We start from the raw sequence: 26,176 nt of genomic DNA, 5'->3' as shown, positions 1-26,176 counted from the left end.
GGCGTCCTGCGGCTATCGTCTGTTCCATTACCGTAATGAGGCAACCACCGACATCTTGTGCTGCAAAGGAGCGGCTAAACTACCAGCGCCCTGATGCCCCACCCCCGCTCCTGCGCGCCAGCCGTTTAGCCCTGCCCACCGGCACCTGAGCCCAACGTAAGTAGGAACGGCCCACATGAGTCACACCACGCTCGGCAGTGCAGTCAACGCCGATAAGACCTTCACCCAGGACCACCACACCATCGGGCACGCCCCTTCACCTTTCACCACATTCGCCTCCATCCCCGATGCCACTGGTCTTTACAACCCGGAGAATGAAAAGGACGCCTGCGGCTTGGCCATGATTGCCACCCTGCGCGGCACACCGGGCCACGACATCGTTGATCACGCCCTGACCGCTCTGCGCCGTCTAGAGCACCGTGGTGCTGTGGGCGCGGACGAAGGTACCGGCGATGGCGCTGGCATTTTGCTACAGATTCCTGACGCTTTCTTGCGTGAGGTCGTCGATTTTGAGCTGCCGGAGCTGGGCAAGTATGCGGTAGGTACCGCCTACCTACCCACCAATGGCGAGAACGCAGATGAACTCAAGGAGGGGCTAACTCAGATTGCTCAGCGTGAGGGCCTGCGTGTACTGGGTTGGCGTGAGGTGCCGGTTAAGGCTGACATTGTTGGTAAGGCCGCCCGTGCGGTCATGCCATATTTTGTGCAGATGTTTATCGCAGAAGCCTCCGGCGAAGACCTGGACGCTGTCAATGCCCCCTTCACCGGGCACATTCCCGTCATTAACCTGGACGAAGATTCAGAGCGCCGCCAGCTCGATCAGAAGGCCTTCCGGGTGCGTAAGCGCGCCCAGCGCAAACTTGGCGTCTACTTCCCCTCCTTCTCTTCACGCACCATCGTGTATAAGGGTATGCTGACCACCGCCCAGCTTGAGCCTTTCTACCCGGATCTGTCCGACCCGCGTTTTGCGACCAAGCTGGCCATTGTTCACTCGCGTTTTTCGACCAACACTTTCCCTTCGTGGCCGCTGGCTCAGCCTTTCCGCACTATTGCCCACAACGGTGAAATTAACACGGTCAAGGGTAACCGCAATTGGATGCGCGCCCGCCAGTCTCAGCTTAAGTCCCCGGTGCTGGGCCGTAACCCTGAAGAGCTTTTCCCTATCTGCTCTGTAGGTGCCTCTGACTCTCAGAGCTTTGATGAGGTTGCTGAGCTGCTCATGCTCTCTGGCCGCTCAGCGGCGCAGGTGTTGATGATGATGGTCCCTGAGGCCTGGGAAAACCACGAAACCATGGACGAGGACCGCCGCGCCTTCTACCGCTACCACTCTTCTCTCATGGAGCCCTGGGACGGCCCTGCTGCCATTGCTTTTACGGACGGCGATAATGTCGGCTCCGTGCTGGACCGTAACGGTTTGCGCCCTGGCCGCTACTGGGTGACCGATGATGGCCTGGTTATTCTGGCCTCTGAGGTGGGCGTGGTTGATATGCCCGAAGAGAAGATTGTTGAGAAGGGCCGCGTCTCACCGGGCAAGATGTTCTTTGTGGACACTAAGGCAGGACGCCTGGTGCCCGACGAAGAGGTTAAGGCAGCAGTTGCCGCCGAGCAGCCCTGGAAGCAGTGGGCTGATGAGAACATTGTTGATTTGGCTGACCTGCCTGACCGTGAGCACATTCGTGCCTCTCGACAGTCAATTCTTAAGCGTCAGCAGACCTTTGGGTACACTGAAGAAGAGCTGCGTAAGATTCTGGCGCCCATGGCTAAGACCGGTGCTGAACCCATCTACGCTATGGGTACAGACACCCCCATTGCGGTGTTGTCCTCGCGTCATCGTCTGCTCTTTGACTACTTTGTGCAGTCCTTTGCCCAGGTCACTAACCCGCCTTTGGATTCTATCCGTGAAGAGCTGGTGACTAGCCTGAAAACTTCCATTGGTGCTAATGGCAACCTGCTGCGTAATGGTCGAGTAAAGGTGCAGCATGTGGGTCTTGACTTCCCTGTCATCAATAATGATGAGCTCGATAAAATCGCCCACATTGAGGATGAAGATGGCATGCCTGCTGCCCTTAAGGTCAGCGGCCTCTACCTGGCTAATGGGGGAGAGGAAGCACTGCGTAACCGTATCGCTGAAATCTGTGAGAAGGTTTCTGCTGCGGTTGAGCGTGGCGTGCAGTTCCTGATTCTTTCAGACCGTAACTCTAACGGTGCTTGGGCGCCCATTCCCTCCCTGCTGCTGACTAGCGCCGTCCACCACCACCTGTTGCGCTCTGCTACCCGCACCAAGGTTGCCCTCATCGTTGAAGCCGGTGATGTGCGCGAGGTTCACCATGTTGCCACTCTGATTGGCTATGGTGCTTCGGCTGTTAACCCTTACCTGGCTATGGAGTCGGTAGAAGAGCTGGTTGCTCAGGGTGAAATCACTGGTGTCACTGAGGCTGAGGCTGTCTATAACCTCATTAAGGCCCTGGGTAAGGGTCTGCAGAAGATTATGTCCAAGATGGGTATTTCTACCGTCTCCTCCTACTGTGGTGCCCAGACCTTTGAGGCCCTGGGCCTGTCCCAGCAGGTTGTTGACCAGTTCTTCACTGGAACCCACTCCCAGATGGACGGTGTGGGCTTGGACGTTATCGAAGCTGAAACCCGCAAGCGTCACCATGATGCTTACCCCGATGACGGCGTTTCTGTGCCGCACCGGGCCCTGGAGACTGGCGGCGAATACGACTGGCGCCGTGATGGTGCACCCCACCTCTTTAACCCTGAGACGATTTTCCGTCTGCAGCACTCCACCAAGACCCGCAACTACGACCTGTTCAAGTCTTACACTCAGCTGGTCGATGATCAGGCTAAGGACCTGATGACTCTGCGCGGCCTCTTCACCTTCACCCAGGATCGCACCCCCATCGATATTGATGAGGTTGAGCCTGTCAGTGAGATTGTGAAGCGTTTCTCTACCGGTGCTATGTCTTATGGTTCTATCTCTCAGGAGGCTCACGAGACTCTAGCTATCGCCATGAACCGCCTAGGCGCTAAGTCCAACACTGGTGAGGGCGGTGAGGACGTTGACCGTCTGCTTGACCCCGCCCGTCGTTCTGCTATTAAGCAGGTAGCATCTGGGCGTTTTGGTGTCACGTCCCTTTACCTGACTAACGCTGATGACATCCAGATTAAGATGGCTCAGGGCGCTAAGCCTGGTGAGGGTGGCCAGCTCATGGCCCAGAAGGTTTACCCCTGGGTGGCTAAGACCCGCCACTCGACTCCTGGTGTTTCGCTAATTTCGCCGCCTCCTCACCACGATATTTACTCTATTGAGGATCTGGCCCAGCTCATTTATGACTGCAAGCGCGCTAACCCTGCCGCCCGTATTCACGTGAAGCTCGTCTCTGAGATGGGCGTGGGCACGGTGGCAGCAGGTGTCACTAAGGCTAAGGCTGATGTTGTGCTGATTTCTGGGCACGATGGTGGTACTGGTGCGGCCCCCCTGAACTCTCTTAAACATGCAGGTGCCCCCTGGGAGCTGGGCCTGGCTGAAGCCCAGCAGACCCTCATGATTAACGGTTTGCGTGACCGTGTGGTCGTTCAGGCTGATGGTCAGCTCAAAACCGGGCGTGATGTCATTATTGCTGCCCTGCTCGGTGCTGAAGAGTACGGTTTTGCTACCGCACCTCTGATTGTTGAGGGCTGCATTATGATGCGTAAATGCCACCTGGATACCTGCCCGGTGGGTGTGGCCACTCAGAACCCTGAGCTGCGGTCCCGTTTTACTGGCAAGGCCGACCATGTGGTGAACTTCTTCGAGTTCATTGCAGAAGAAGTGCGTGAATACTTGGCTCAGCTTGGCTTCCGCACCCTGGATGAGGCTATTGGCCATGCTGAGCTGCTTGATATGTCTCAGGCTATTGAGCATTGGAAGGCTGATGGGCTGGACCTGTCTAAGGTACTGACTTCAACTGCTGTTGAATACCAGGGCCAGGGCATCCGCCACCTGAAGGATCAGGATCATGAACTTGACCAGCACATCGATAACACCTTCATTGCGGCAGCTCAGCAGACCCTGGGCGACCGCACCCCGGTTGTTATTGACTCGCAGGTGGTGAACACTGACCGCTCGGTAGGTACCATGTTGGGCCACGCCGTCACGAAGACTTTCGGTATTGATGTGCTTGACCGTGATTCCATCACCTTGAACCTGACCGGTCATGCGGGCCAGTCTTTGGGTGCTTTCTTGCCTGAGGGTGTCACTATTCGCCTGACTGGCGATTCTAACGACTATGTGGGCAAGGGTCTTTCTGGTGGCCGTATTATTGTGGCTCCGGACGCCGCTGCCCCCTTGGTTGCCGAGGAGAACGTGGTAGCCGGTAACGTCATCGGCTACGGCGCAACCAGTGGTGAGATGTTTATCCGCGGTCTTGTGGGTGAACGCTTCTTGGTTCGTAACTCTGGTGCAACCGCTGTGGTTGAAGGCATTGGCGATCACGGGTGTGAATACATGACTGGTGGCCTGGCTCTGATTCTGGGCGCTACTGGCCGTAACTTTGGTGCAGGTATGAGTGGTGGTATCGCCTACGTGCTTGACCTGGATATGGCTAAGGTCAATAAACAGTCCCGTGAATCAGGTGAGCTGACTTTCCTTGAACTGAATGAAGAGGATCGTTCCACTGTCGCCCAGCTTTTGACCAGCCATCAGGCTGAGACCGGCTCGCACCTGGCGTCTGCCCTGCTGGAAGACTTGGAGGGTACTTTCGCCCGCATCACCAAGGTATTCCCGCGCGACTTTGCCGCCGTACTAGCTATCCGTGCCGAGGCTGCTGCCGCCGGCGAAGACACCGAATCTATGCAGGTTTGGAACAAGATTTTGGAGGTGACCGCTCGTGGCTGATCCCCGCGGTTTTCTGAAAGTAACCACCCGTCAAGACCGTCCTAAGCGCCCCGTGCCTGTGCGTATTCTTGATTGGAAGGAAGTGCAGATCGCCCAGAACTCAGCGGTTCTTAAGACTCAGGCCTCCCGCTGTATGGACTGCGGTGTTCCTTTCTGTCATGTTGGTTGCCCCCTGGGTAACCTGATCCCGGAGTGGAATGATTTGACCTGGCGTGAGCAGACTGAGAAGGCTGTTGAGCGTCTGCACGCGACCAATAACTTCCCTGAGTTCACTGGGCGCGTCTGCCCGGCTCCTTGCGAGAGCTCGTGTGTGCTGGGCATCAACCAGCCTGCGGTGACCATTAAGCAGATTGAGTATTCGATTGCTGAACAGGCCTTTGAGGGCGGCTTCATTGAGCCGATTATGCCTGACCGTATGCTTGATAAGACTGTGGCCGTGGTTGGTTCTGGCCCCGCCGGTTTGGCTGCTGCCCAGCAGCTGACCCAGGCCGGTTTCACGGTGGCTGTCTTTGAACGTGACGATAAGGTCGGTGGCCTGCTGCGTTACGGCATCCCCGATTTTAAGCTGGAAAAGCAGATTGTGGACCGCCGTATTGAGGTCATGGAGGCTGAAGGCACTCGCTTCCGCACTGGCGTTGAAATTGGTCAGGACATCACCTGGGATGATTTGAAGCGCCGCTACGATGCTGTCATTGTGGCTACTGGTGCTACTGCCCCCCGCGGCCTGTCTATCCCCGGTGCTGACTTGGAGGGCGTTCACTACGCCATGCCTTATCTGACCGAGGCTAACCGGGTTGTTGCAGGTGAGGTGGAGACTCCCAGCATTAATGCGGCCGGTAAGCACGTTATTGTGTTGGGTGGTGGTGACACCGGCTCTGACTGTATTGGTACTGCCGTGCGTCAGGGTGCTGCTTCTATTACTACCTTGGCTATTGGTGCTCAGCCCCCGGCTGACCGCGCTGACCATGAGCCTTGGCCCATGTTCCCCAAGGTCTTTGAAGTATCCTCCTCCCACGAGGAAGGTGGTGAACGCAAGTACCTGGCCTCCACCGTCGAATTTGTGGGGGAGAACGGTCAGCTGACCGGCCTGAAGGTCGCTGAGACCGAGTACCTGCCTGATGGTCGCCGTGCACCTAAGGCTGGAACTGAGCGCGTGATCCCTGCTGACCTGGTTTTCTTGGCTTTGGGCTTCACCGGCCAGGAGAATGACGCCATTACCGCCCAGGCTGGTGCAGAACTTGATCGTCGCACCAATGTGGCCCGCGATGAGAACTACATGACCAATGTGCCTGGTATTTTCTCCTGCGGTGACGCCGGGCGCGGCCAGTCCTTGGTTGTTTGGGCTATCGCTGAGGGGCGGGCCTGTGCCGCAGCCGTTGAGAAATACCTGACTGGTTCTACTGAGCTCCCTGCGCCGGTAGCTCCCTCAGACCGGGCTATCGACCTGGCCCTCTAAACTGAGTGAAATAGACACCGGGCAGGTAGACTCATTACTTCTGTGAGTCTACCTGCCCGGTGCTTTTCTTATGCTAGGGCAGCTACTGCCTGCACGAGAGGGGTAATCTGCTCCTTGCTAGAGTAGTCCACGGTTTTTTGGGCGAAGCTCTCTAGCATCTGCTGGTTAGCCTCAGACTTTTTGGGCAGGGCCGCAATCGCTGAGCGAATCCCTACCATCACGGTCTTGTGCTTGAAGGATAGCCGGGTGTGGTCTAAGCCGCCGCGCAGATGAAAGGTGCCCAGGGCGTCCTTCACCAGGGCCTCACCCAGGTTTCTCGCCAGCAGGGCATCGAGCTTCTGCTGGCTAGCCCCTTCTAGGCCACTGAATGAAACAGTGAAGAGGGCAAAGGGCTTGGCCTTGAGCTTCTGGTCGTACTTTTTGAGTTCTTGCGCCCCGGTGAGAAACCCGCCGTAGTCGCTCAGACCTGCTACGACTACGTCCGCCCCGTCTAGGGCAGGCTTGGTGAGCTGCTCTAGGGGCAAGAGGTGGAGGGCAAACTGCCCTTCAAGCTGCTGACCGGCCCAGCGGGCGTACTGCTCGGTGTAACCATACTGGCTACCGTAGGCAATCAGGAGCGTCTTCATGGTTAGGAGGCGGCGATATCGGTGAGGTAGGTTTCGACTTCAGCAACCAGGGGGGCAATCCATTCGCGGTTGGTGTGGTCAGCCCCGCCGTTTTCGAAGGCTTCAATAAGCTGCTTGTCGTATTCGTTCTGCTTGGGCTTGAGCTTGTAGGCGGTCTTGACGCCGGCCAGGGCGGTCTTGTGCAGGCGGGTCATTTCGTTCATTTTGAGGCCCCCGCGGAAGTGGAAGGCGGGGCGGCCGCCTGCAACATCGGCCTTGTAGCTCTTCATGACGCGCTCATCCAGGTAGGTGCGGGGGTAGAGTTCGGTGCCGTTGAAGGAAACAGTGTAGAAGACACGGTGGGGAACGGTGAGCATAGCTTCGCGGCGCTTGCGCAGAGTGGGGGCGCCGGTGAGGAAGCCGCCCAGGTAGCTAGCGCCTACGATGAGCACGTCCGCTGCTGTGATCATGTCGTCGGTAGCTTCGGTGGAGGGGCAGAGGGTGACCTGGGGGGCGGACGCGTGGGCGCGCAGGTCTTCTGCAATCCACTGGGCGTAGCGTTCGGTGTGGCCGTAGGTGGAGCCGAAGAGGATAAGGACGTTGGGGGTAGTCATGAGCAGTCTTTCGTCAGGTTGTAGGTAAGTTGCTAGCTTAGTCTTCCGCATTCAGGATACGCCTCTGGGGCGGGTGCTCTCAAAGGTGACAAGCAAGATGACACATTTGTTTGTGTGAAGCAACGTATAATGAGGCAGTGGACACGTTGGTTTCACAGCCCTCTCCACAGAGGCTGGTTAGGGGCGGTCAGCAAACCGCTACTAACAGAAACCACGCCATGGTTCTCAGACCCCTACATACCTAAGGTTGATTGATGAGACGCGCAAAGATTGTTTGTACTATTGGCCCCGCAATTTCTGCACCGGAGAAAATTGCAGCGGCTATCGAAGCGGGCATGAATGTTGCCCGTCTGAACATGAGCCACGGTGACCATGAGGTACACACCAACTCATACACAACCATCCGCGAGCAGGCTGAACGCCTTGGCCGCAATGTCGCGATTCTCGCAGACCTGCAGGGCCCCAAGATCCGCCTAGCAACCTTCAAGAACGGTGCAGAAATTCTTGAACCTGGCGACACCTTCAAAATCACCATTGAAGATGTCGAAGGCACCAAAGAAATCTGCGGCACCACCTTCAAGGGCCTCCCCGGGGACGTTAACCCCGGCGATACCCTGCTGGTTGATGACGGCAAGATCCGTCTTGAAGCTATCGAGGTTGATGAGACTACCGTAACCACCCGCGTCATTGTGGGCGGCCCTGTTTCTAACAACAAGGGCATTAACCTGCCCGGTGTTGCTGTTTCTATCCCTGCCCTGACTGAGAAGGACGAGCGCGACCTGCGTTTTGCCCTGAACTTGGGCGTCGATATTATCGCTCTTTCGTTCGTGCGCTCAGGTGACGATATTCAGCGTGTTCACGAAATCATGGCAGAAGAAGGCCGCAAGGTTGCTGTTATCGCCAAGATTGAGAAGCCTCAGGCTGTTGAGAACCTGCAGGATATTGTCGATAAGTTTGACGGTATCATGGTGGCCCGTGGCGACCTGGGCGTGGAGTTCCCCCTCGAAGAAGTGCCCCTGGTGCAAAAGCGCGCCATTGAGCTGGCTCGTCGCTGGGCAAAGCCCGTTATTGTGGCAACCCAGGTGCTAGAAACCATGATTCAGAACCCTACCCCCACCCGTGCAGAAGCATCAGACTGCGCTAACGCTATTCTGGACGGTGCCGATGCGGTTATGCTCTCTGGTGAGACCTCAGTGGGTAAGTACCCCATCATTACCATTCAGACTATGGCCCGCATTATTAAGTCCACCGAAGAGCGTGGCCTCTTCCGTGTGCCTGAGCTGGGTACTTCACCTAAGACCCGTGGCGGCGCTATCACCCGTGCGGCGGTCAATATTGCTGACCAGTTGGATGTTAAATATATTGCTAGCTTCACCCAGTCTGGCGACACTGCCCGCCGTCTGGCCCGCCTGCGTCCGGCTAAGCCTGTGCTGGCTTTGACCCCTGAGCCTTCTGTGCGTGCTTTCCTTTCTTTGCTGTGGGGTGTTGAGGCTGCGGTATCACCCACTGCTAAAGATACGGACGAGATGACAGCTGCAGTTGACCGTTACATGCTGGCTAATGGCCTGGCAGAAGCTAACGATTTGATTGTGATGGCTGCCGGTTCACCTCCCGGCGTTGCCGGTTCAACTAACACTGTTAAGGTGCACCGTGTGGGCGACCTTGATGACGCTGGTGCTGTGCTGCCTGAGGCCCGTGAGCAGGTCTGCCCCTACACTGACTAGGTTTTTACCTGGTCTTGGTGTCTAACTGTTGGGTGGGGTGGTCCTTTGTCATATAGGGGTAAAGTTACCTATTTGATTGATAAATGTACTTTAACCTGCCTAATAGGTGTAGACTAATTATTGGTGGTTCAAGACCGGACAGATGGTTTTGGAACGAACCACCGTAGGAACCACAAGATCAGAGCCAAGCTCCGGTCTTGTATCCACACCGGCCCGCCTGCTCCATCGATGGGGCAGGCGGGTTTCGTGTGTGTAGGGGAGTACTTGAGGGGTCAAAGGCTGCCGCATTGTTGTGAGATAAAAGAAAAGCCCCCGACCTGGAATGTTGTACCAGGCCGGGAGCTTGTTGTGTGCCCAAGGTGGGACTCGAACCCACACTCCGAAGAACCGCATTTTGAGTGCGGCGCGTCTGCCAATTCCGCCACTTGGGCAAGTGCGAAAGCTCTTCTACAATACACTGTTTTACCTGCCGAACGCCAATCGGCGTATTTTTCCTAGAAGTAAGGGGCTTTGCTCTACTATGATGGGAGTCGAAAAGGGTACGCACCGTCACCCCGTCCATACGGGCTTAGAGGGGTGCGAGCGTGCGAAAATAGAACAGCGAACTTTTTACACAACGAGCGAACTTTAATAAGGTTAACGCTGAAACGACCTAAGGAGCAGGGTATGTCAGAGCAGACCACCCAAGAGCCCGAGAACCACGATCAGCAGCCCGCGCGCACCGTCGTCGTCGCTGAAGACGAGGCCTTGATTCGCCTCGATATCGTCGAAATGCTCAAAGATCAGGGCTTTAAGGTCATTGCCGAAACCGATAATGGCAAAAAGGCTGTAGAGCTAGTTGAAGAGCACCGCCCTGACCTGGTGCTCATGGATATTAATATGCCCATTATGGACGGTATTGAAGCCGCCGGGCAGATTAACGAGCAGCAGCTGGCCCCGGTCGTCCTTCTGACTGCTTTCAGTCAGAAGGAACTCGTGGACCGTGCAGCTGAGGCTGGGGCCATGGCCTATGTGGTCAAGCCTTTTACCCCTAATGATTTGATTCCTGCTATTGAGGTGGCTATTAGCCGTTATGAGCAGATTCGTGCTCTTCAGGATGAAGTCACTAACATCAAGGACCAGTTTGAGACGCGCAAACTGGTCGATCGGGCTAAGTCCTTGCTCATGACCAAGATGGGTTTGAGTGAGCCTGAGGCTTTCCGCTGGATTCAGAAGACCTCTATGGATCGTCGTCTCTCTATGCGTGATGTTGCTGAAACTATTGTGAAGCAGGTGCACTAGGCTAAAGGCTCACCGCCTATAGTCAAGCCCGCCCCAGCCTAGGCTGGGGCGGGCTTGACGTTTTAAGGGTGTGGGTGCCTGCCGGTGGGGTGGGGCCCTGCGGGGCTGGCTGCTGCCACCCCGCAGAGGGTGCTAGAGGGAGCCTTTATGGCTGCTCTTGGTACCGATACCCCAGAGCGTGACGGCTGTGCTCAGGGCGAGGATGGCCCACCAGAGCCCGCCCTGATTCAGGGCAGTGATGGCGAAGATGATGGTAAGAACTAAGAAAATGTTACCGATCAGTTTTCGGGTGTGAGCGCTCATGGGGGGCCTTTCTTCTCGTAGCGGTTAGTGGGCTGCTGCCAGGCTGCCTTGGTGTTCGTCAGACTCGGGTAGGTCCTCCTCGTTCGCACCGAAGTTTTGAGCTACGCGCTCGGTCAGTGAGGCGATGGCGGCGTCGCCGGTGACGTTGGTGGCGGTGCCGAAGGAGTCCTGGGCCAGGTAGAGGGCAATCATGAGGGCAATCATGGACTCGTCGAAGCCCAGCATGGACTGCAAGAGGCCGATAGCGGTCATAACAGCGCCACCGGGCACACCGGGGGCTGCAACCATCATGAGGCCCAGTACCAGAACCACAGGGATCATGGCGGTGAAGCTCAGGGAGCCGCTGGTCATGTAGACCACGGCCACTGAGCAGGAGGTAATGGTGATCATGGAGCCGGAGAGGTGGATAGTGGCGCACAGGGGGATAGCGAAGTCCACGATCTTGCCCTTGATGCCCACCTTCTTAGCGGAGGCCACGGTCACGGGTATGGTGGCTGCTGATGACTGAGTGCCGATAGCGGTGAAGTAGGCAGGGAGCATGCCGCGCAGCATGGTGAGGGGGTTGCGCTGGGAGGTGGCACCGGCGACGGTGTACTGGATAGCCAGCATGACCCAGTGCAAGATGAGCACCATGATGAAGACCTTACCGAAGACAGCAAGAATCTGGCCGACCTGCCCTGCCATGGTCATATTGGCGAAGACACCAACGATGTGCACCGGCAGGAGGGGGATAATGACGTAGGCCAGGAGCTTTTCGATGATGGTCTGGAAGTCCTGGAAGAGGACCAGCATGTTCTTACCCTGTAGGGCGGTGATACCTAGACCCATGATGAAGGCCAGAATCAGGGCGCTCATGACCGACATGATGGGGTCAAGGGTGAATTCGATGTAGCCAGCAGAGAGAGCTTCTTCAGGGTTCTGGAAGGCGGTGAGCTGCTGACCTTTAAGGATGATGGGGTAGAGGAAGTAGGCTACACCCAGAGCTAGGAAGCCTGCTGCGATGGAGGAAATGTAGGAAAGGGCTACGGTGGTGCCCAGGAGTTTGCCTGCGCCCTTAGCGAGGGAGCCGATGCCGGGCACGATGAAGCCGATGATAATTAGCGGAATCGCGAAGCTGAGGAAGGCGCTGAAGACGGTGGAGAATGAAACAAAGAGTTGAACGACGAAGTCGGTGGGGATAGCTGACCCTAGGGCGTCGTTGATGCCGGAGATGAGGCCGGGGGTGAAGGCTCCAATGAGGATACCGCCGATGATTGCGACGATAATCCACACGAGCAGAGGAATCTTTTTCATGGGGTTCCTTGGGGGTATGTGTGGTCTGGGTGCGATTGCACAAACTGCTAGTTTAGCAGGACGCCGGAAGCCCCGGCCCTGTCCCGTCCTGCCCCGCCCTGTCCTAGCCTGGGGCGGCGACTGCCTTGGCTAGGGCAGGTCGATAATGTTGTTGGTGATGCGGGCTGTGGCCACGAGCTTATGAGCCTCATCGGTGATGTCAATGGCGTGTACGCAGACGGTGCGGCCCAGTTTGACAGCCTTACAGGTGGCGGTGACAGTACCTGACCGCACAGAGCGCAGGTGGGTAATGTTCAAATCCACCCCTACAGCCGCCTTGTTCTGGTTAGCCACTGAAAGATAGGCAGAAAGTGAGCCTACGGTTTCAGCAAAAGCAGCAGAAGCGCCACCGTGCAGTAAGCCCATGGGCTGGGTGTTCCCTTCAACTGGCATGGTGGCAATGGTCAGTTCGGGGGAGGCTTCGATGATGGTGATACCGAGTTTTTCTGCCAGGGCCCCTGAGCCTCGTTCTTCTAGTATCTGCTGGTAGTTGCTGCTCTGCTGGGTTTGCTTACTCATGGTCTCTTCCTGGGTTGGTTTTTCTGTGCTGGTGGGCTGGTATGTGCTCTCTATGGTAGAGCAGGGGAGAATTGTGAGGCTAGGTTGGTTTCAGGGCAGACGGTAGGATGGTAGGCGTGATGACTAGACCTGAAACTTCTGCCCCTGCACCCGGTAAACTCATGCTCATTGATGGGCACTCTTTGGCTTTCCGCTCCTTTTACGGCACCCCGGTGGATGTCTTTGTGAACGCTGAGGGCCAGCACACTAATGCGGTTCATGGCTTCCTTTCGACCCTGATTTTACTGATTAAAAATGAGCAGCCTAGCCATATTATTGTGGCTTTTGATTTATCAGGTGGTACTTTCCGCACTGAGGAATACGGCGAGTACAAGGGCGGACGAAATGAGACACCGCAGGAGTTTCTGGGCCAGATTGAGCTGATTCAGAAGGCCCTGGCGGCCCTGAATATTCCGTCGGTGACCCTGCCCCGTTATGAGGCGGACGATATTGTGGCTACCTACACCCGTCAGGGGCGTGAAGCTGGCTTTGAGGTGCAGATTGTTTCAGGTGACCGTGATGCCTTCCAGCTGGTGAGTGATACTGTCACGGTGCTCTACCCGGTGACGACCGGCCCCACTAAGGGTATTCGTTATATGACCCCGGCGGCTGTGGAAGAAAAATATAAGGTTGCCCCTCACCTTTACCCTGATTTGGCTGCGCTGACCGGTGAGCAGGCTGATAACCTGCCGGGTGTGCCCGGTGTGGGCCCAGGTTTTGCCGCCAAGTGGATTAACGAGTACGGCGATTTGGCTGGGGTGTTAGAGAACGCCGATAAAATTAAGGGTAAGAAGGGTGAGGCCCTGCGTGAGCACATGGACGATGTGGTGCGCAACCGCCGCCTTAACCGCTTGGTTGATGATCTTGAGCTGCCCGTTGCTCTTGAAGAGGCTACAGGCTATGGCCCCAAGAGTGAGGAACTTGAAGAACTCTTCGATTACCTGGAGTTCAACTCTATTCGCAAGCGTGTAGCTGAACTGTTTGATGGGTTGAGCCAGCTAGCTCCTGCCCTTGAGATTACTGTTGATGCTGTAGAAGTGCTAGAGAGTGCGGAGTCTTTTGGTGCTTTCCTTGCCTCTGCCCCTGATGCGCTGGGTGCGGTTGAGCGTGCTGCTGAGCTGCCTGAGCGTCTAGCCCAGGCTCTTACCCTGTGGCCTGTGGTCGATGAAGAGGCCAGGGAGAAGGGGCTGGCCCACGGCCAGGCCTTGCATGGTCTGGTGCTGGTTGCCGGTGCCCGCGTTGCCTACCTGGGTTTTGAGAAGCAGGCGGACGGCGTCCGCGCAGCTCTCGGTGACTGGTTGGGTGATGCGAGCGCCCCTAAAATTATCTTCGATGTGAAGCAGACCTATAAGTCTCTTGCCGCTTATGGGTTGCCTCTGGCAGGTGTAGTGGAAGACCCCATGCTTTCTTCTTATGTGTGTGGTTTTATCCCTACTGCCCGCCGCCGTGGCCACCGTGAGATGTTAGAAGATTTGACCCGCGACTATCTGCGTCAAACCTACCCGGCTGCCCCGCAGCAGCAAGAGCAGGGGGAGCTTTTCTCCTTGGAGCCTGCGGTTGATACGGCTTACCAGGGTCTGCTGGGGCGCTTTGTGCAGGAGTTGGCGTATGCTTTGCACCTTGATCTGGTGGCTAAGAACCAGTTGGGTCTTTATGAGGAAATTGAGTTGCCGGCTGCCTCTGCCTTGGCCCGCATGGAAATTGCTGGTGTGGCGATTGATGCTCATGCTATCTCAGAGCTCAAGAGCTACTATGGTGAGCATGTTACCCGCGCCACCGATGCTGCTTATGAGATTTTGGGGCATGAGGTGAATCTTTCCTCACCTAAGCAGCTGCAGGGCGTCCTTTTTGATGAGCTGGAGTTGCCGACCACCCGCAAGCTCAAGAGTGGCTATTCTACTGATGCTGATTCTCTTGCAGGGATTTTGGGGCAGGTAGATTCTGAGAGCCGGGGGGCCTCTTTTCTCGGTGAGCTGCAAACCTACCGTGATTACACCAAGCTTAAGCAGACCGTTGAGGGGTTGCGTAAGGCAACTGCAGCAGATGGGCGTATTCACACCACCTACCAGCAGAATGTGGCTGCTACTGGTCGTCTTTCATCAACTGACCCTAACTTGCAGAATATCCCTATTCGGACTGAAGAGGGGCGGAAGATTCGTGATGCTTTTGTGGTGGCACCTGAACCGGTTGAGGGCACCGATTACACTACCTTGCTCACCGCTGACTATTCTCAGATTGAGATGCGCATTATGGTGCATCTGTCTGATGATGAGGATCTGATTGCCGCCTACCAGGCGGGGGAGGATTTGCACCGTTATGTGGGTTCTGAGGTGTTTGGGGTTGCCCCTGAGGATGTCACTGCCCAGATGCGCTCTAAGGTCAAAGCTATGAGTTATGGGCTAGCTTATGGTCTTTCGCCTTTTGGCTTGTCTAAGCAGCTGGGTATTAGTGTTGATGAAGCGACGAGTTTGCGCAGCAACTATTTCCAGCGTTTTGGTAGGGTTGGTAAGTTTTTGCGTTCTATTGTCCGTGAGGCTCATAAGACTGGTTACACTGAGACCATGTTTGGCCGCCGCCGTGCTCTGCCTGATTTGGCGTCTTCTAACCGTCAGCGTCGTGAGGCTGCTGAGCGTGCTGCCTTGAATTCGCCTATTCAGGGTACGGCTGCTGACATTATTAAGATTGCCATGATTAATATTGATGAGCGTTTGCGCCGTGAGAATCTGGCGAGCCGTATCTTGTTGCAGGTTCATGATGAGCTGATTCTTGAGGTGGCCGCAGGTGAAGAAAAAGCTGCTGAGGCTATCTTGGTGGAAGAGATGAGTGGGGCTACTTCTTTGCGTGTACCTCTTGATGTGCAGGTTGGGTGGGGTCGTTCCTGGCATGAGGCGGGGCATTAGTAAGGGCTGCGGTGGGGGTGCGGACGCTGGGGCAACACACCCGGGTGCGGGGTAAGACCAACATCACCTCACTTTCCCGTGAACATGCGGTGAAAACGCCCACCAAAGCATTGACCGGCACCTGTGTGCCCCCTAGACTTGAATCTGTGCGTGTACAGTGCTCGCTCCGGCGTCCGCACGGCACTCGCACATCATATTGTCCGTATCAACGCTCAATACAGCGAACCATGTGGGCCTTACCCTGCACCATAGTCTTCAAGCTATACCGCGGGAGCACGTAAGAGTCTGCCTGTATTGACCTAGAAAACTATCCATATTGGAGCCCTACTCTCTATGAGCACCAACGTTCCCCAGGTTGCAATCAACGACATCGGCAACGAAGAAGAATTCCTCGCAGCAGTCGATGCAACCATCAAGTACTTCAACGACGGCGATCTCGTTTCAGGCGAAGTTGTCAAGGTTGACCACGACGAGGTTCTGCTTGACATCGGTTACAAGACCGAAGGTGTCATCCCCTCACGTGAACTTTCCATCAAGCACGACGTAGATCCCGACGAAGTTGTTTCTGTTGGTGACACCGTTGAAGCTCTTGTCCTCACCAAGGAAGACAAGGAAGGCCGCCTGATTCTCTCCAAGAAGCGCGCACAGTACGAGCGCGCCTGGGGCGACATCGAGAAGGTCAAGGAAGAAGACGGCGTCGTTACCGGTACCGTTATCGAGGTTGTCAAGGGTGGTCTTATCCTCGACATCGGCCTGCGTGGCTTCCTGCCTGCTTCACTGGTCGAAATGCGTCGCGTTCGCGACCTGGCACCCTACATTGGCCAGGAAATCGAAGCCAAGATCATCGAGCTGGACAAGAACCGCAACAACGTTGTTCTGTCCCGCCGTGCATGGCTTGAGCAGACCCAGTCTGAGGTCCGTTCAACCTTCCTCAACCAGCTCGAAAAGGGCCAGGTTCGTACCGGCGTTGTCTCCTCCATCGTTAACTTCGGTGCCTTCGTTGACCTCGGCGGCGTTGACGGTCTCGTCCACGTTTCCGAACTCTCCTGGAAGCACATCGACCACCCCTCAGAGGTTGTCGAAGTTGGCGACGAAGTTACCGTTGAAGTTCTTCTCGTTGAGCACGACCGTGAGCGCGTCTCACTGTCACTGAAGGCTACCCAGGAAGACCCCTGGCAGGCATTCGCTCGCACCCACGCACTGGGTCAGGTTGTACCCGGTAAGGTCACCAAGCTTGTACCCTTCGGCGCATTCGTTCGCGTTGAAGACGGCATCGAGGGCCTGGTTCACATCTCCGAACTCGCTGTTCGCCACGTGGATCTGGCAGAGCAGGTTGTCTCCGTTGGTGACGAACTGTTCGTCAAGGTCATCGACATCGACCTGGACCGCCGCCGCATCTCCCTGTCACTGAAGCAGGCCAACGAAGGTGTAGACCCTGAGTCCACCGAGTTTGACCCCGCTCTCTACGGCATGGCCGCAGAATACGATGAAGAGGGTAACTACAAGTACCCCGAGGGCTTCGACCCCGAGACCAACGAATGGCTCGAAGGCTTCGAAACCCAGCGTGCAGCATGGGAGCAGCAGTACGCTGACGCCCAGGCTCGCTGGGAAGCTCACAAGGTACAGGTCGCTAAGGCTCTGGAAGCTGACGCAGAAGCAGCCGCCGCTGCTCCCGCATCCGCTCCTGCTGAAGCTGCACCCACCTCATACTCTTCAGACAAGCCTGCCGAGACCGGCACCCTGGCTTCTGACGAGGCACTGGCTGAGCTGCGCAAGAAGCTGACCGGCAACTAATCCCGGTAACTCATTCACTGAATGAGTGAGCTGATAGGTAAGGGCCCCTCACACTAGAACAGTGTGAGGGGCCCTTACTCTATGAAAATGCAGAAAGACAAACCCTGTTGCCTGTCACTAGGGTAGATCGACCCACTGGGTGCTACCCCATACAATATGCCCTGAGCCAGCGGTTAGCTCAGCGAGAGCTTTTTCTGTGTGGGCGCAGGTGGCCTGGTCGTCAAAAACCCCTAAGGTGATATCAGCGCCGGTGGCGGTGTATTCGGTGCCCAGCACCGTATAACCCAGGGCCCTAAGATCGTTTTCGAAACGCCCTGCCTCACAGTGAGAGGCCGTGATGGTGCCAAGACGCAGGCGTTCTCGGGCAGTGAGATTGGCGGCGTCTAAGGTGGCAACGACTGCGTCTGTGTAGGCGCGCACCAGACCTCCTGCCCCGAGTTTGATGCCCCCGAAGTAGCGCACAACAACAGTGCAAATATCGGAGAGGTCTGTAGCTTCTTGCCCTTCACGCCCTTGGGTGCGGCGAGCCAGTAAGGCCTGGAGCATGGGGATGCCTGCTGTGCCGGCTGGTTCTCCGTCGTCGCTGGAGCGTTGAATCTGGCGGTCTGCCCCGATGATGAAGGCTGAGCAGACGTGGCGGGCGTCGTGGTAGATTTTGCGTTTCGATTCGATGAAGGCGCGGGCTTCTTCTTCTGACTCGACCCGTTGTGCATAGCCGATGAATTCGCTGCGCTTGATTTCTAGTAGGTGCCGGGTTTCTTCTGGGGTGGCGAGCACGGTGTAGCGGTTGGCGCGGGTTTCATCAGTCATGGTGTCTATTCTAGTGTGTGGTGCTCAGTGGGCGTAGGCTAGTGGGGCAGTATGGTTGCTTCTGGGCCTTGAAGATAAAGGGGATAGGTGCTGTGGTTGTGCGTATTGGTTTGACCGGTGGTATTGGGTCGGGTAAGTCGACGGTGGCGAAGATGCTGGTGGAGTGCGGGGCTGTGCTGATTGATGCTGATGCTATCTCTCGTCAGCTCATGGAGCCTGGCCAGCCGGTGCTGGCTGCGACCGTCCGCGCTTTTGGTGAGGGTATCTTACTGCCGACTGGGGAGCTTGACCGGGCGGCGTTAGCGTCCTTGGTGTTTTCTGATGAGCAGGCTCGTGCCCAGCTGAATGCTATTGTGCACCCGGCGGTGCGGGCTGAGGCGCAGCGTCAGCGGCAGCTTGCGGTGCAGGAGCACGGCCCGGGGGTTGTGATTGTTGAGGATATCCCTTTGCTGGTTGAGACTGGGCAGGCTTCTGAGTTTGATGGGGTGATGGTGGTGCAGGTGGATCCGCAGGAGCGTTTGCGTCGCCTGGTTCAGGGGCGGGGGATGAGTGAGGCGGACGCTCGTGCCCGCATGCAGGCTCAGGCTAGTGATGCGCAGCGCCGAGCGGTTGCTACCTGGGTTATTGATAATTCGGGTGGCATGGAGCGCACTGCTGCGCAGGTGCGCGCGGTTTTTGCTGAGGTGTCCGCTCTCTCGGTGGGTGAATAATGGCCTAGGGGAATGGAAATAAACCCCAAGCCAGCTTATTATTGATACGTTGCCCAGTAACCGGGCAACACCTGCGCAGGCGGTGGTTTACAAGGGGCCTGTGCAGTCAGACCCTTACTTCCACCAGGATAATTCTGTGCTGAACAAGCTACACGACCGGCTGGGGCTACGCACCAACCCCGTCATTTTCTTCTCATCTGCCCTGTTCATTCTAGTTTTTACCCTGCTGATGGTTCTCTTCCCCTCAGCTATGTCTAACGGTATTGGGCACATCTCAGGGTTTATCATCACCTACCTAGGCTGGATCTATGTTCTAGGCAACGCCGTCTTCTTTGCCTTCTTGATTTATATGGCAATGAGCCGTTTTGGCCGCATCAAAATCGGTAATGACGATGCAGTGCCTGAATATTCCGGGGTGGCCTGGTTCGGCATGCTCTTTGCCGCCGGTGTGGGTGCTGTGCTGCTTTTCTGGGGCGCAGCAGAACCTATCACCCACTACGCCAACCCGCCCTATGCTGGGGTAGAACCCCAGTCAGACCACGCAGCCCTAGAAGCTTTGGCCATCGGCAACTGGCACATTGGCCTGGGCATGTGGATTATCTTTACCGTCCCCGCCCTAGCCTTTGGTTACTTCACCTATAAACGCAAGCTCCCTCCCCGCATCTCCTCCATCTTCCAGCCCCTCCTTGGTGAGCGCATCCACGGCCCTATCGGTAAAACCATCGATATTATTGCCATCGTCTCCACCGTTTTTGGTATCGCTGTTTCCGTTGGTCTAGGTGCCCTACAGATTAACTCTGGTTTGGGCATCATGTACGGTATTCCTCTGGGCGGCTGGATCCAGGCTGCTATCGTCGCTCTCATTACCGCCGCTGGTATCACCTCTGTACTCATGGGCATGGACAAGGGCGTGAAACGTCTTTCCTACATCAACATTCTCATGGCTATCGCCCTGCTAGTCTTCGTCCTGATGACAGGTGCCTCCCGCTTTGTCACCCTGGGCACCATCGAAGGTATCGGCTACTTTATCCAAAAGCTGCCGGTCATGATGCTCTTTAACGACACCTTTGCCGATACTGGCTGGGTAGGCAGCTGGACTGTCTTCTACTGGGCCTGGACCGTCACCTGGGCACCCTTCGTAGGGCTTTTCATTGCCCGCATCTCCCAGGGCCGCACCGTGCGCCAGCTCATTCTGGGTGTGCTAGCTACCCCCACCCTTTTCACCATGATCTGGGTGGGCGTCTTCGGTATGAGTGCCTTCCACATCGAACGCAAAGAAAACGGCACCCTGGTAGAGACCGTCGTTGAAAAGAAAGACATCCCAGCCGCCCTCTTTGAATTCCTCAGCCACTTCCCCCTCTTCCCGGTCATCGCTGCCCTCACCCTGCTAGTTATCACCATCTTCTTCGTCACCTCCATTGACTCAGCCGCCCTGGTGATGGATGCCATCGCCAACGGCCATGAGAAACCTGCACCCAAGAAGCAGGGCATTTTCTGGGGTGCCTCCATCGGCCTGGTCTCTGCATCAATCCTGGTTGCAGCAGGTGACGACGGGCTAACCGCATTACAGAACGTCATCATCGTTATCGGCTTTCCCATGTGGATTATGGGGTTCATGGAGATGTGGATGCTAGTGCGCGCCCTACGCGAGGACGCCGGTGAACTACCTCCCATGCGAACCCGCCAGTGGAAGCAGGTTGTACCCATCGAGGAATACCACCGCCGAGCCCAAGAAGACAGCTCTTCGATTAAAGAGGTAACAATCCGCCCCGAATATAAGCTGGGCACCGAACCCGAATTTGAGGGCCTGATACCCAAGACAGGCCAGATTCCTGTGGTAACTGCTGAAGATCTTGCCCAGGATGCCGCCGCCCAGAAGGTAGCTACAAAGCCTGCTGAAGAACAAGGCACCCACACCCCTGTCATCACCGGAAAGTTACCTGCCACCGACATTAACCCCCAGAAGCAGTAGAGATTCCTCTTGCTCCTTAGCCCCCGATGAAACTAGTACATGTGTTCTAGTTTTGTCGGGGGTTTTTCGGTAGGGTAGAGGGCATGAGCCTTGCCCAAGAAATAAACCGCGTCGTCGCACCCTTCACAGTGATCTCTGAATACCAGCCAGCCGGCGACCAGCCCAAAGCAATCGCAGAGCTGACCGAACGCGTCCGCAACGGTGAAAAAGACATCGTGCTCATGGGCGCCACCGGCACCGGCAAATCCGCAACCTCCGCTTGGCTCATCGAAGCAGTACAACGGCCCACCCTGGTCATGGTACAAAATAAGACCCTGGCCGCCCAGCTAGCCAACGAACTGCGCGAACTACTACCCAACAACGCCGTCGAATACTTCGTCTCCTACTACGACTACTACCAGCCAGAAGCCTACGTACCGCAAACCGACACCTTCATCGAAAAAGACTCCTCCATCAACGAAGAAGTCGAACGCCTACGCCACTCGGCCACCAACTCCCTACTCACCCGCCGCGACGTCGTTGTGGTCGCCACCGTCTCCTGCATCTACGGCTTAGGAACCCCCGAAGAATACGTCGCCCAGATGGTCACCCTACGCCAAGGCCAAGAAATTGACCGCGACGAACTACTGCGACGCTTCGTTGCCATGCAATACGCCCGCAACGACCTAGACTTCCACCGCGGCACCTTCCGCGTGCGCGGCGACACCGTCGAAATCATCCCCATGTACGAAGAAAACGCCATCCGCATCGAATTCTTCGGCGACGAAATTGAAGCGATCTACACCCTGCACCCCCTCACCGGCGAAGTCATCCGCGAAGAAACCGAAATGTACGTCTTCCCCGCCTCCCACTACGTAGCCGGTGCAGAACGCATGGCCCGAGCCATCGCCTCCATCGAAGACGAACTACGCGACCGCCTCCAAGAACTCGAATCCCAGAACAAACTGGTCGAAGCCCAACGCCTACGCATGCGCACCCAATACGACCTAGAAATGATGGAACAAATGGGATTCTGCAACGGCATCGAAAACTACTCAAGCCACATTGACGGGCGCGCTCGCGGCACCGCCCCCCACTGCCTCTTGGACTACTTCCCCGATGACTTCTTGCTCATCGTTGATGAGTCCCACGTAACCATCCCCCAGATTGGTGCCATGTTTGAGGGCGATATGAGCCGCAAACGCACCCTGGTCGAGCACGGTTTCCGCCTGCCCTCAGCCATGGACAACCGCCCGCTCAAATGGGAAGAATTCTTAGACCGTATCGGGCAGACCGTCTACCTCTCAGCGACCCCCGGCAAATATGAGCTGGCCCAAGCCGATGGGGTAGTGGAACAGATTATTCGACCCACCGGCCTAGTGGACCCTGAAATTGTGGTCAAACCGACCCAGGGGCAGATCGACGATTTGTTAGAAGAGATCCGCCTGCGCGTAGAGCGCGACGAGCGTGTGCTAGTGACCACCCTGACTAAGCGCATGGCTGAGGATCTGACCGACTACCTCTTAGAACACGGGGTTAAGGTGCAGTACCTGCACTCCGATGTTGATACCCTACGCCGTGTTGAGCTACTGAGCGAACTGCGCCAGGGCGTTTTCGATGTGCTAGTGGGCATTAACCTGCTGCGTGAGGGCCTGGACCTCCCCGAAGTGTCCCTCGTTGCCATCTTGGACGCTGATAAGCAGGGCTTCCTACGCTCAACCACCTCCCTGATTCAGACCATCGGCCGTGCAGCCCGTAACGTGGGCGGGCAGGTGCACATGTATGCCGATAAAATTACTGACTCCATGCGCACCGCTATCGACGAAACCAACCGTCGCCGCGACATTCAACAAGCCTACAACCGTGAGCACGGCATCGACCCACAACCCCTGCGCAAAAAGATAGCCGATATCACCGACGTCCTAGCCCGTGAATCAGAAGACACCGCAGAACTCCTTGCCACCCGCAAGGGAGCCTCAGGCAAACTGGCCCCCACCAAGAAAGGCAGCAAATACGCCTCAACCAGCCCCGAAGCTGAAGAACTCTTCAAGAAAGCTGAAGCTAAGGTACGTAAAGACGGCCTGGCAGCAGCCCCTGCCGAAGACCTGCTGGGGCTCATTGAAGAGATGCACGCCCAGATGATGCAAGCTGCAGAAGAACTCAAATTCGAACTGGCAGGGCGTCTGCGCGATGAAATTGCCGATCTCAAAAAGGAGCTACGCGCCATGCAAGAAGCCGGGCACGCCTAAAGAAGAGCCCCCGCTGGCAGGGGTGCAGCTTCTGGGCGCTGGTGTAGCGGTGTTGCCATGGGTTATAGTTTTAGATTGAGCAAGGGAGTATCCCACTAATTCCTGTGTCGTCAGCACGTTGATCAAAGGCGCCCAACCGGGGCAGGAAACCACCCACAGCGGTGGTGGGAGAGACTTGTGGATTTTTGGCAAACCCAACCACAAGAAAGGCTCCCAATGCATATCACTGGGTTGCAGTGGGGTGTAACGATTGCGTTCATCCTGGCACTACTCGCTTACGACTTCTTCTTCCACGTGCGCAAAGCACACGAACCCACCATCAAAGAGGCAGCCATCTGGTCTGCCCTCTACGTCGGTATCGCCCTCCTCTTCGGCCTCGTCATCCTCTGGTGGGACGGCCCCCAATTCGCCGCAGAATACTACGGTGGCTACATCACCGAAAAAGCCCTGAGCGTTGATAACCTCTTCGTCTTCCTCATCATCATGGCCTCCTTCCGCGTGCCCCGCGCCGACCAGCAAAAGGTGCTACTCTTCGGTATCGTCTTCGCCATGATTGCCCGCACCGTTTTCATCCTGATCGGTGCTGCCGCTATTGAGCGCTGGAGCTGGGTCTTCTACGCCTTTGGTCTGATCCTCATCTACACCGCCGGTAACCTCATCAAGGGCGAAATCACCGATAAAGAAGAAGACGAAGCCAACAACATCGTAGTCCGTGCAGCTAAGAAAATGTTCCACACCGTTGACTACTACGACGGCGATAAGCTCTTCACCGTAGAAAACGGCAAGAAGGTCATGACCCCCATGCTGCTAGTTATGGTAGCTATCGGTGGTACCGACATCCTCTTCGCCCTGGACTCCATTCCCGCAATCTTCGGTCTAACCCAGGAAGCCTACATCGTCTTCACCGCCACCGCCTTCTCCCTGATGGGTCTGCGCCAGCTCTACTTCCTCATCGACGGTCTACTTGACCGCCTCATCTACCTCTCCTGGGGCCTGTCCATCATCCTGGCCTTCATCGGTGTGAAGCTACTGCTGCACGCCCTGCACGAGAACACCCTGCCCTTCATCAACGACGGCCAGCCGGTAAACGTCATGGAAGTCGGCATTGAACTATCACTTGCTGTCATCGTGGGTGTTCTGGTGATTACCATCCTTGCCTCACTGCTTTCACCCAAGGGTAAGGCCCTGGCCACTATCCAGAAGGTGCAGAACCTCTCTGAAGAGTACCTGAACCTGCCCGCCGATGCTTCTGAGGCTCAACGCGCCGAGATCCAGCGCAAGCTCGACGCCGAGGTAGCTAAATCCCACGAAATCCCGCAAAAGTACCGTGACGATCTGATTGAGTCAGAGAACGACTACCAGGACCTGGTACGCCGTGCCCGCACCGCTCACGCTGAACGCACCATCTAAAGTTAGACGGTAAAGCAACTAGCTCAAAGAACCGGCGCCCTCACCCCAGATACTGGGGCGAGGGCGCCGTCCTCTTAACACTGCTAGGCCATGGGGCTAACGCATATCAGCCAGCAGATCCTTCAGATGGCCCAAGATCAGAGGCCCATCCGTACCCAGACCATCGTGGTGGTGAGCCTGGGAGGACCACACCCGGGTAGTACCCACAAACCCGGCAGTCTTCATCGAATGAGCATAATCAACATACACATCAGGCTCATAGGCAGCAGCCGCCAGAGGCACCTCATTGCGGGCCAGCTGATCATGGTCGTAAAGACACCCCCAGTCCTTCTTCTCAGCCAACAGGTGGGCCACCTCAGCCAGCGGACGCAAAGCCGGGTCCTCCTCGTAGTACCAGGGGAAGATGTGCTCGCCGGTCAGCAGCAGGGGAGAAGCATCCTCCGCAAACTCTGGGCGCTCGGCGTACATGCGGGCCGCAGACCAGTTGGTCGGTGAGGCAGAAGGCGAGGTGCTCCCCAACTCCTGGGCGGGGCCGTCCGCATAAATTGTCTCGTGGAGCAAACCGTAGAGAGGGCTGGCCTGGAAACTCACCTGGGCCCCTACCGCTGCCAGGAACTGGCCCGAAAGCCACATCTCCGACTCAGCAAAAGCCGACTCCAGCAGGTAGTGCAGGCCCCTGGCCCGGCCGTTACCACCCAAAATATTACCTAGCATCTGAAAGCGGTGCGGGGTCAGGCGCTCGCCAGTAGGCAGGTGCTCTTCAGCCTGGGCTAGGTGCTTACTGATGCGCACGGCCAGCTCTTTATCTTCGGGGTACCAGTCGTAGTATTCCTCGGTGCGTTCTTTCATCCGGTCCAGGGTGGAGCGGTAGACATCGTCCACATGGGAGCGGATGGGGGCAAGGCCTGCCGTCATACGGGCGTCCTTGATGGACTGAGGTGCAAAGGAGAGATAGGAGAGGGTGAGGAAGCCTCCGAAACTCTGGCCCATGGTCGACCAGCGCTTGTCCTGGCGGTCAGCTAACAGAAACTCCCGGATAACCTCGGCATCGGCAATGATAGAGTCCGCCCGGAAAAGCTCGCAGAACTCAGCCTGCACATCGGGGGAGCCCTGGGCGGTGATGACGCGGGCAGAAAGCGGGGTGGAATTACCGGTGCCGCGCTGATCAAGAAGAACCAGACGGTGAGTCTTGGTCAGCTCACTCACCCAGCCTCCTTGGGCGACGGGGCGGGGGCTTTTACCGCCGGGCCCACCTTGCAGGTAGACCATGTAGGGGCGCTCATCGACTGAGGTGGTGAGCATGTGAGAAGTGTTAATGACCTCGCGGGCAAAAACAGTGATGCTCTGGTCAGCAAAACGGGACTCTAGGGCAGCAGCCTCACCCTTACCGTAGATGAGTCCGTGGGTCAGGGGCACAGTGAACCAGTGGTCTATCAGTTTGAGGGAGTCGATGGTGTGGGTGGCACCGACACGGTGGGACGGCTGGGGCAAGCGAGGGTGAGTAGGCATGGGGCTCCTTTACATGCAGGGGGAGTAGGGACCAGAAAACTACCGATAGTATGTCTTGCCCAGAAGGATTTCGGGAGGAATCTGGTCCCTTATA

The 26,176-nt window shown here is 56.7% G+C and carries 17 protein-coding genes and 1 tRNA gene; 10 read left to right on the top strand and 8 right to left on the bottom strand.

Annotated elements, in window-relative coordinates:
* The first annotated feature begins 175 nt into the window (after positions 1–175).
* Positions 176–4,876: a glutamate synthase large subunit gene (gene gltB / locus ACEE09_RS07995; RefSeq protein WP_449083653.1), complete on the top strand. Its 4,701-nt coding sequence runs from the start codon at positions 176–178 to the stop codon at positions 4,874–4,876.
* Positions 4,869–6,332, top strand: a complete 1,464-nt coding sequence (locus tag ACEE09_RS07990; protein ID WP_449083651.1) for a glutamate synthase subunit beta — start codon at positions 4,869–4,871, stop codon at positions 6,330–6,332. The genes gltB and ACEE09_RS07990 overlap by 8 nt, the downstream gene beginning before the upstream one ends.
* Before the next feature lie 68 nt (positions 6,333–6,400).
* Here the strand turns inward: ACEE09_RS07990 and ACEE09_RS07985 are convergent, their stop codons facing one another.
* Complete coding sequence (locus ACEE09_RS07985) at positions 6,401–6,958, bottom strand: flavodoxin domain-containing protein (RefSeq protein WP_449083649.1); 558 nt, start codon at positions 6,956–6,958, stop codon at positions 6,401–6,403.
* A gap of 2 nt (positions 6,959–6,960) precedes the next feature.
* On the bottom strand, positions 6,961–7,551 hold the full coding sequence (locus ACEE09_RS07980) for a flavodoxin domain-containing protein (RefSeq protein WP_449083648.1): 591 nt from the start codon (positions 7,549–7,551) through the stop codon (positions 6,961–6,963).
* Between the two features lie 254 nt (positions 7,552–7,805).
* Here ACEE09_RS07980 and pyk point away from each other — a divergent pair, with 254 nt between their 5' ends.
* On the top strand, positions 7,806–9,275 hold the full coding sequence (pyk, locus tag ACEE09_RS07975) for a pyruvate kinase (RefSeq protein ID WP_449083646.1): 1,470 nt from the start codon (positions 7,806–7,808) through the stop codon (positions 9,273–9,275).
* 351 nt (positions 9,276–9,626) lie between these two features.
* Here the strand turns inward: pyk and ACEE09_RS07970 are convergent.
* Positions 9,627–9,706 (bottom strand) — tRNA-Leu (locus ACEE09_RS07970).
* A gap of 235 nt (positions 9,707–9,941) precedes the next feature.
* On the opposite strand from ACEE09_RS07970, the gene ACEE09_RS07965 reads away from it, so the two are divergent.
* Positions 9,942–10,556, top strand: coding sequence for an ANTAR domain-containing response regulator (locus tag ACEE09_RS07965; RefSeq protein WP_449083644.1), 615 nt, complete (start codon positions 9,942–9,944; stop codon positions 10,554–10,556).
* A gap of 132 nt (positions 10,557–10,688) precedes the next feature.
* On the opposite strand, the gene ACEE09_RS07960 is transcribed toward ACEE09_RS07965, so the two are convergent.
* From ACEE09_RS07960 to ACEE09_RS07950, 3 genes are all read right to left on the bottom strand, one after another.
* Entirely contained in the window at positions 10,689–10,859 is a 171-nt protein-coding gene (locus ACEE09_RS07960) for a hypothetical protein (RefSeq protein WP_449083642.1), read from the bottom strand.
* Positions 10,860–10,883: 24 nt separating this feature from the next.
* Complete coding sequence (locus ACEE09_RS07955; RefSeq protein ID WP_449083641.1) at positions 10,884–12,152, bottom strand: dicarboxylate/amino acid:cation symporter; 1,269 nt, start codon at positions 12,150–12,152, stop codon at positions 10,884–10,886.
* Positions 12,153–12,281: 129 nt separating this feature from the next.
* The gene (locus tag ACEE09_RS07950; RefSeq protein ID WP_449083640.1) at positions 12,282–12,710 is read right to left on the bottom strand and encodes a PaaI family thioesterase; all 429 of its coding nucleotides are present in this window, start codon (positions 12,708–12,710) and stop codon (positions 12,282–12,284) included.
* Between the two features lie 119 nt (positions 12,711–12,829).
* Here ACEE09_RS07950 and polA point away from each other — a divergent pair, with 119 nt between their 5' ends.
* Positions 12,830–15,649 (top strand): DNA polymerase I, encoded by a 2,820-nt coding sequence (gene polA, locus ACEE09_RS07945; RefSeq protein ID WP_449083638.1) that lies wholly within the window; start codon positions 12,830–12,832, stop codon positions 15,647–15,649.
* A gap of 333 nt (positions 15,650–15,982) precedes the next feature.
* Complete coding sequence (rpsA, locus tag ACEE09_RS07940; protein WP_449083637.1) at positions 15,983–17,443, top strand: 30S ribosomal protein S1; 1,461 nt, start codon at positions 15,983–15,985, stop codon at positions 17,441–17,443.
* Between the two features lie 117 nt (positions 17,444–17,560).
* On the opposite strand, the gene ACEE09_RS07935 is transcribed toward rpsA, so the two are convergent.
* Positions 17,561–18,253, bottom strand: coding sequence for an IMPACT family protein (locus ACEE09_RS07935; protein ID WP_449083635.1), 693 nt, complete (start codon positions 18,251–18,253; stop codon positions 17,561–17,563).
* Positions 18,254–18,345: 92 nt separating this feature from the next.
* Here ACEE09_RS07935 and coaE point away from each other — a divergent pair, with 92 nt between their 5' ends.
* The 4 genes from coaE to ACEE09_RS07915 all read left to right on the top strand — a co-directional run bounded on the left by coaE (position 18,346) and on the right by ACEE09_RS07915 (position 24,573).
* Complete coding sequence (gene coaE, locus ACEE09_RS07930) at positions 18,346–18,963, top strand: dephospho-CoA kinase (RefSeq protein WP_449083634.1); 618 nt, start codon at positions 18,346–18,348, stop codon at positions 18,961–18,963.
* 100 nt (positions 18,964–19,063) lie between these two features.
* On the top strand, positions 19,064–20,935 hold the full coding sequence (locus ACEE09_RS07925; RefSeq protein ID WP_449083632.1) for a BCCT family transporter: 1,872 nt from the start codon (positions 19,064–19,066) through the stop codon (positions 20,933–20,935).
* A gap of 83 nt (positions 20,936–21,018) precedes the next feature.
* Positions 21,019–23,163, top strand: coding sequence for an excinuclease ABC subunit UvrB (gene uvrB / locus ACEE09_RS07920; RefSeq protein WP_449083630.1), 2,145 nt, complete (start codon positions 21,019–21,021; stop codon positions 23,161–23,163).
* Between the two features lie 216 nt (positions 23,164–23,379).
* Positions 23,380–24,573 (top strand): TerC family protein, encoded by a 1,194-nt coding sequence (locus ACEE09_RS07915; protein WP_449083628.1) that lies wholly within the window; start codon positions 23,380–23,382, stop codon positions 24,571–24,573.
* A 96-nt stretch (positions 24,574–24,669) separates the two neighbouring features.
* On the opposite strand, the gene ACEE09_RS07910 is transcribed toward ACEE09_RS07915, so the two are convergent.
* Positions 24,670–26,082 carry an alpha/beta fold hydrolase gene (locus tag ACEE09_RS07910; RefSeq protein WP_449083627.1) on the bottom strand — a complete coding sequence of 471 codons (1,413 nt, stop codon included), beginning with the start codon at positions 26,080–26,082 and terminating at the stop codon, positions 24,670–24,672.
* Between the last annotated feature and the right edge of the window lie 94 nt (positions 26,083–26,176).

The organism is Rothia sp. 88186D007BW (assembly GCF_053544215.1).
The sequence above is the reverse complement of the archived record's forward strand: the minus strand, read 5'-3'. Positions and strand labels throughout refer to the sequence as shown.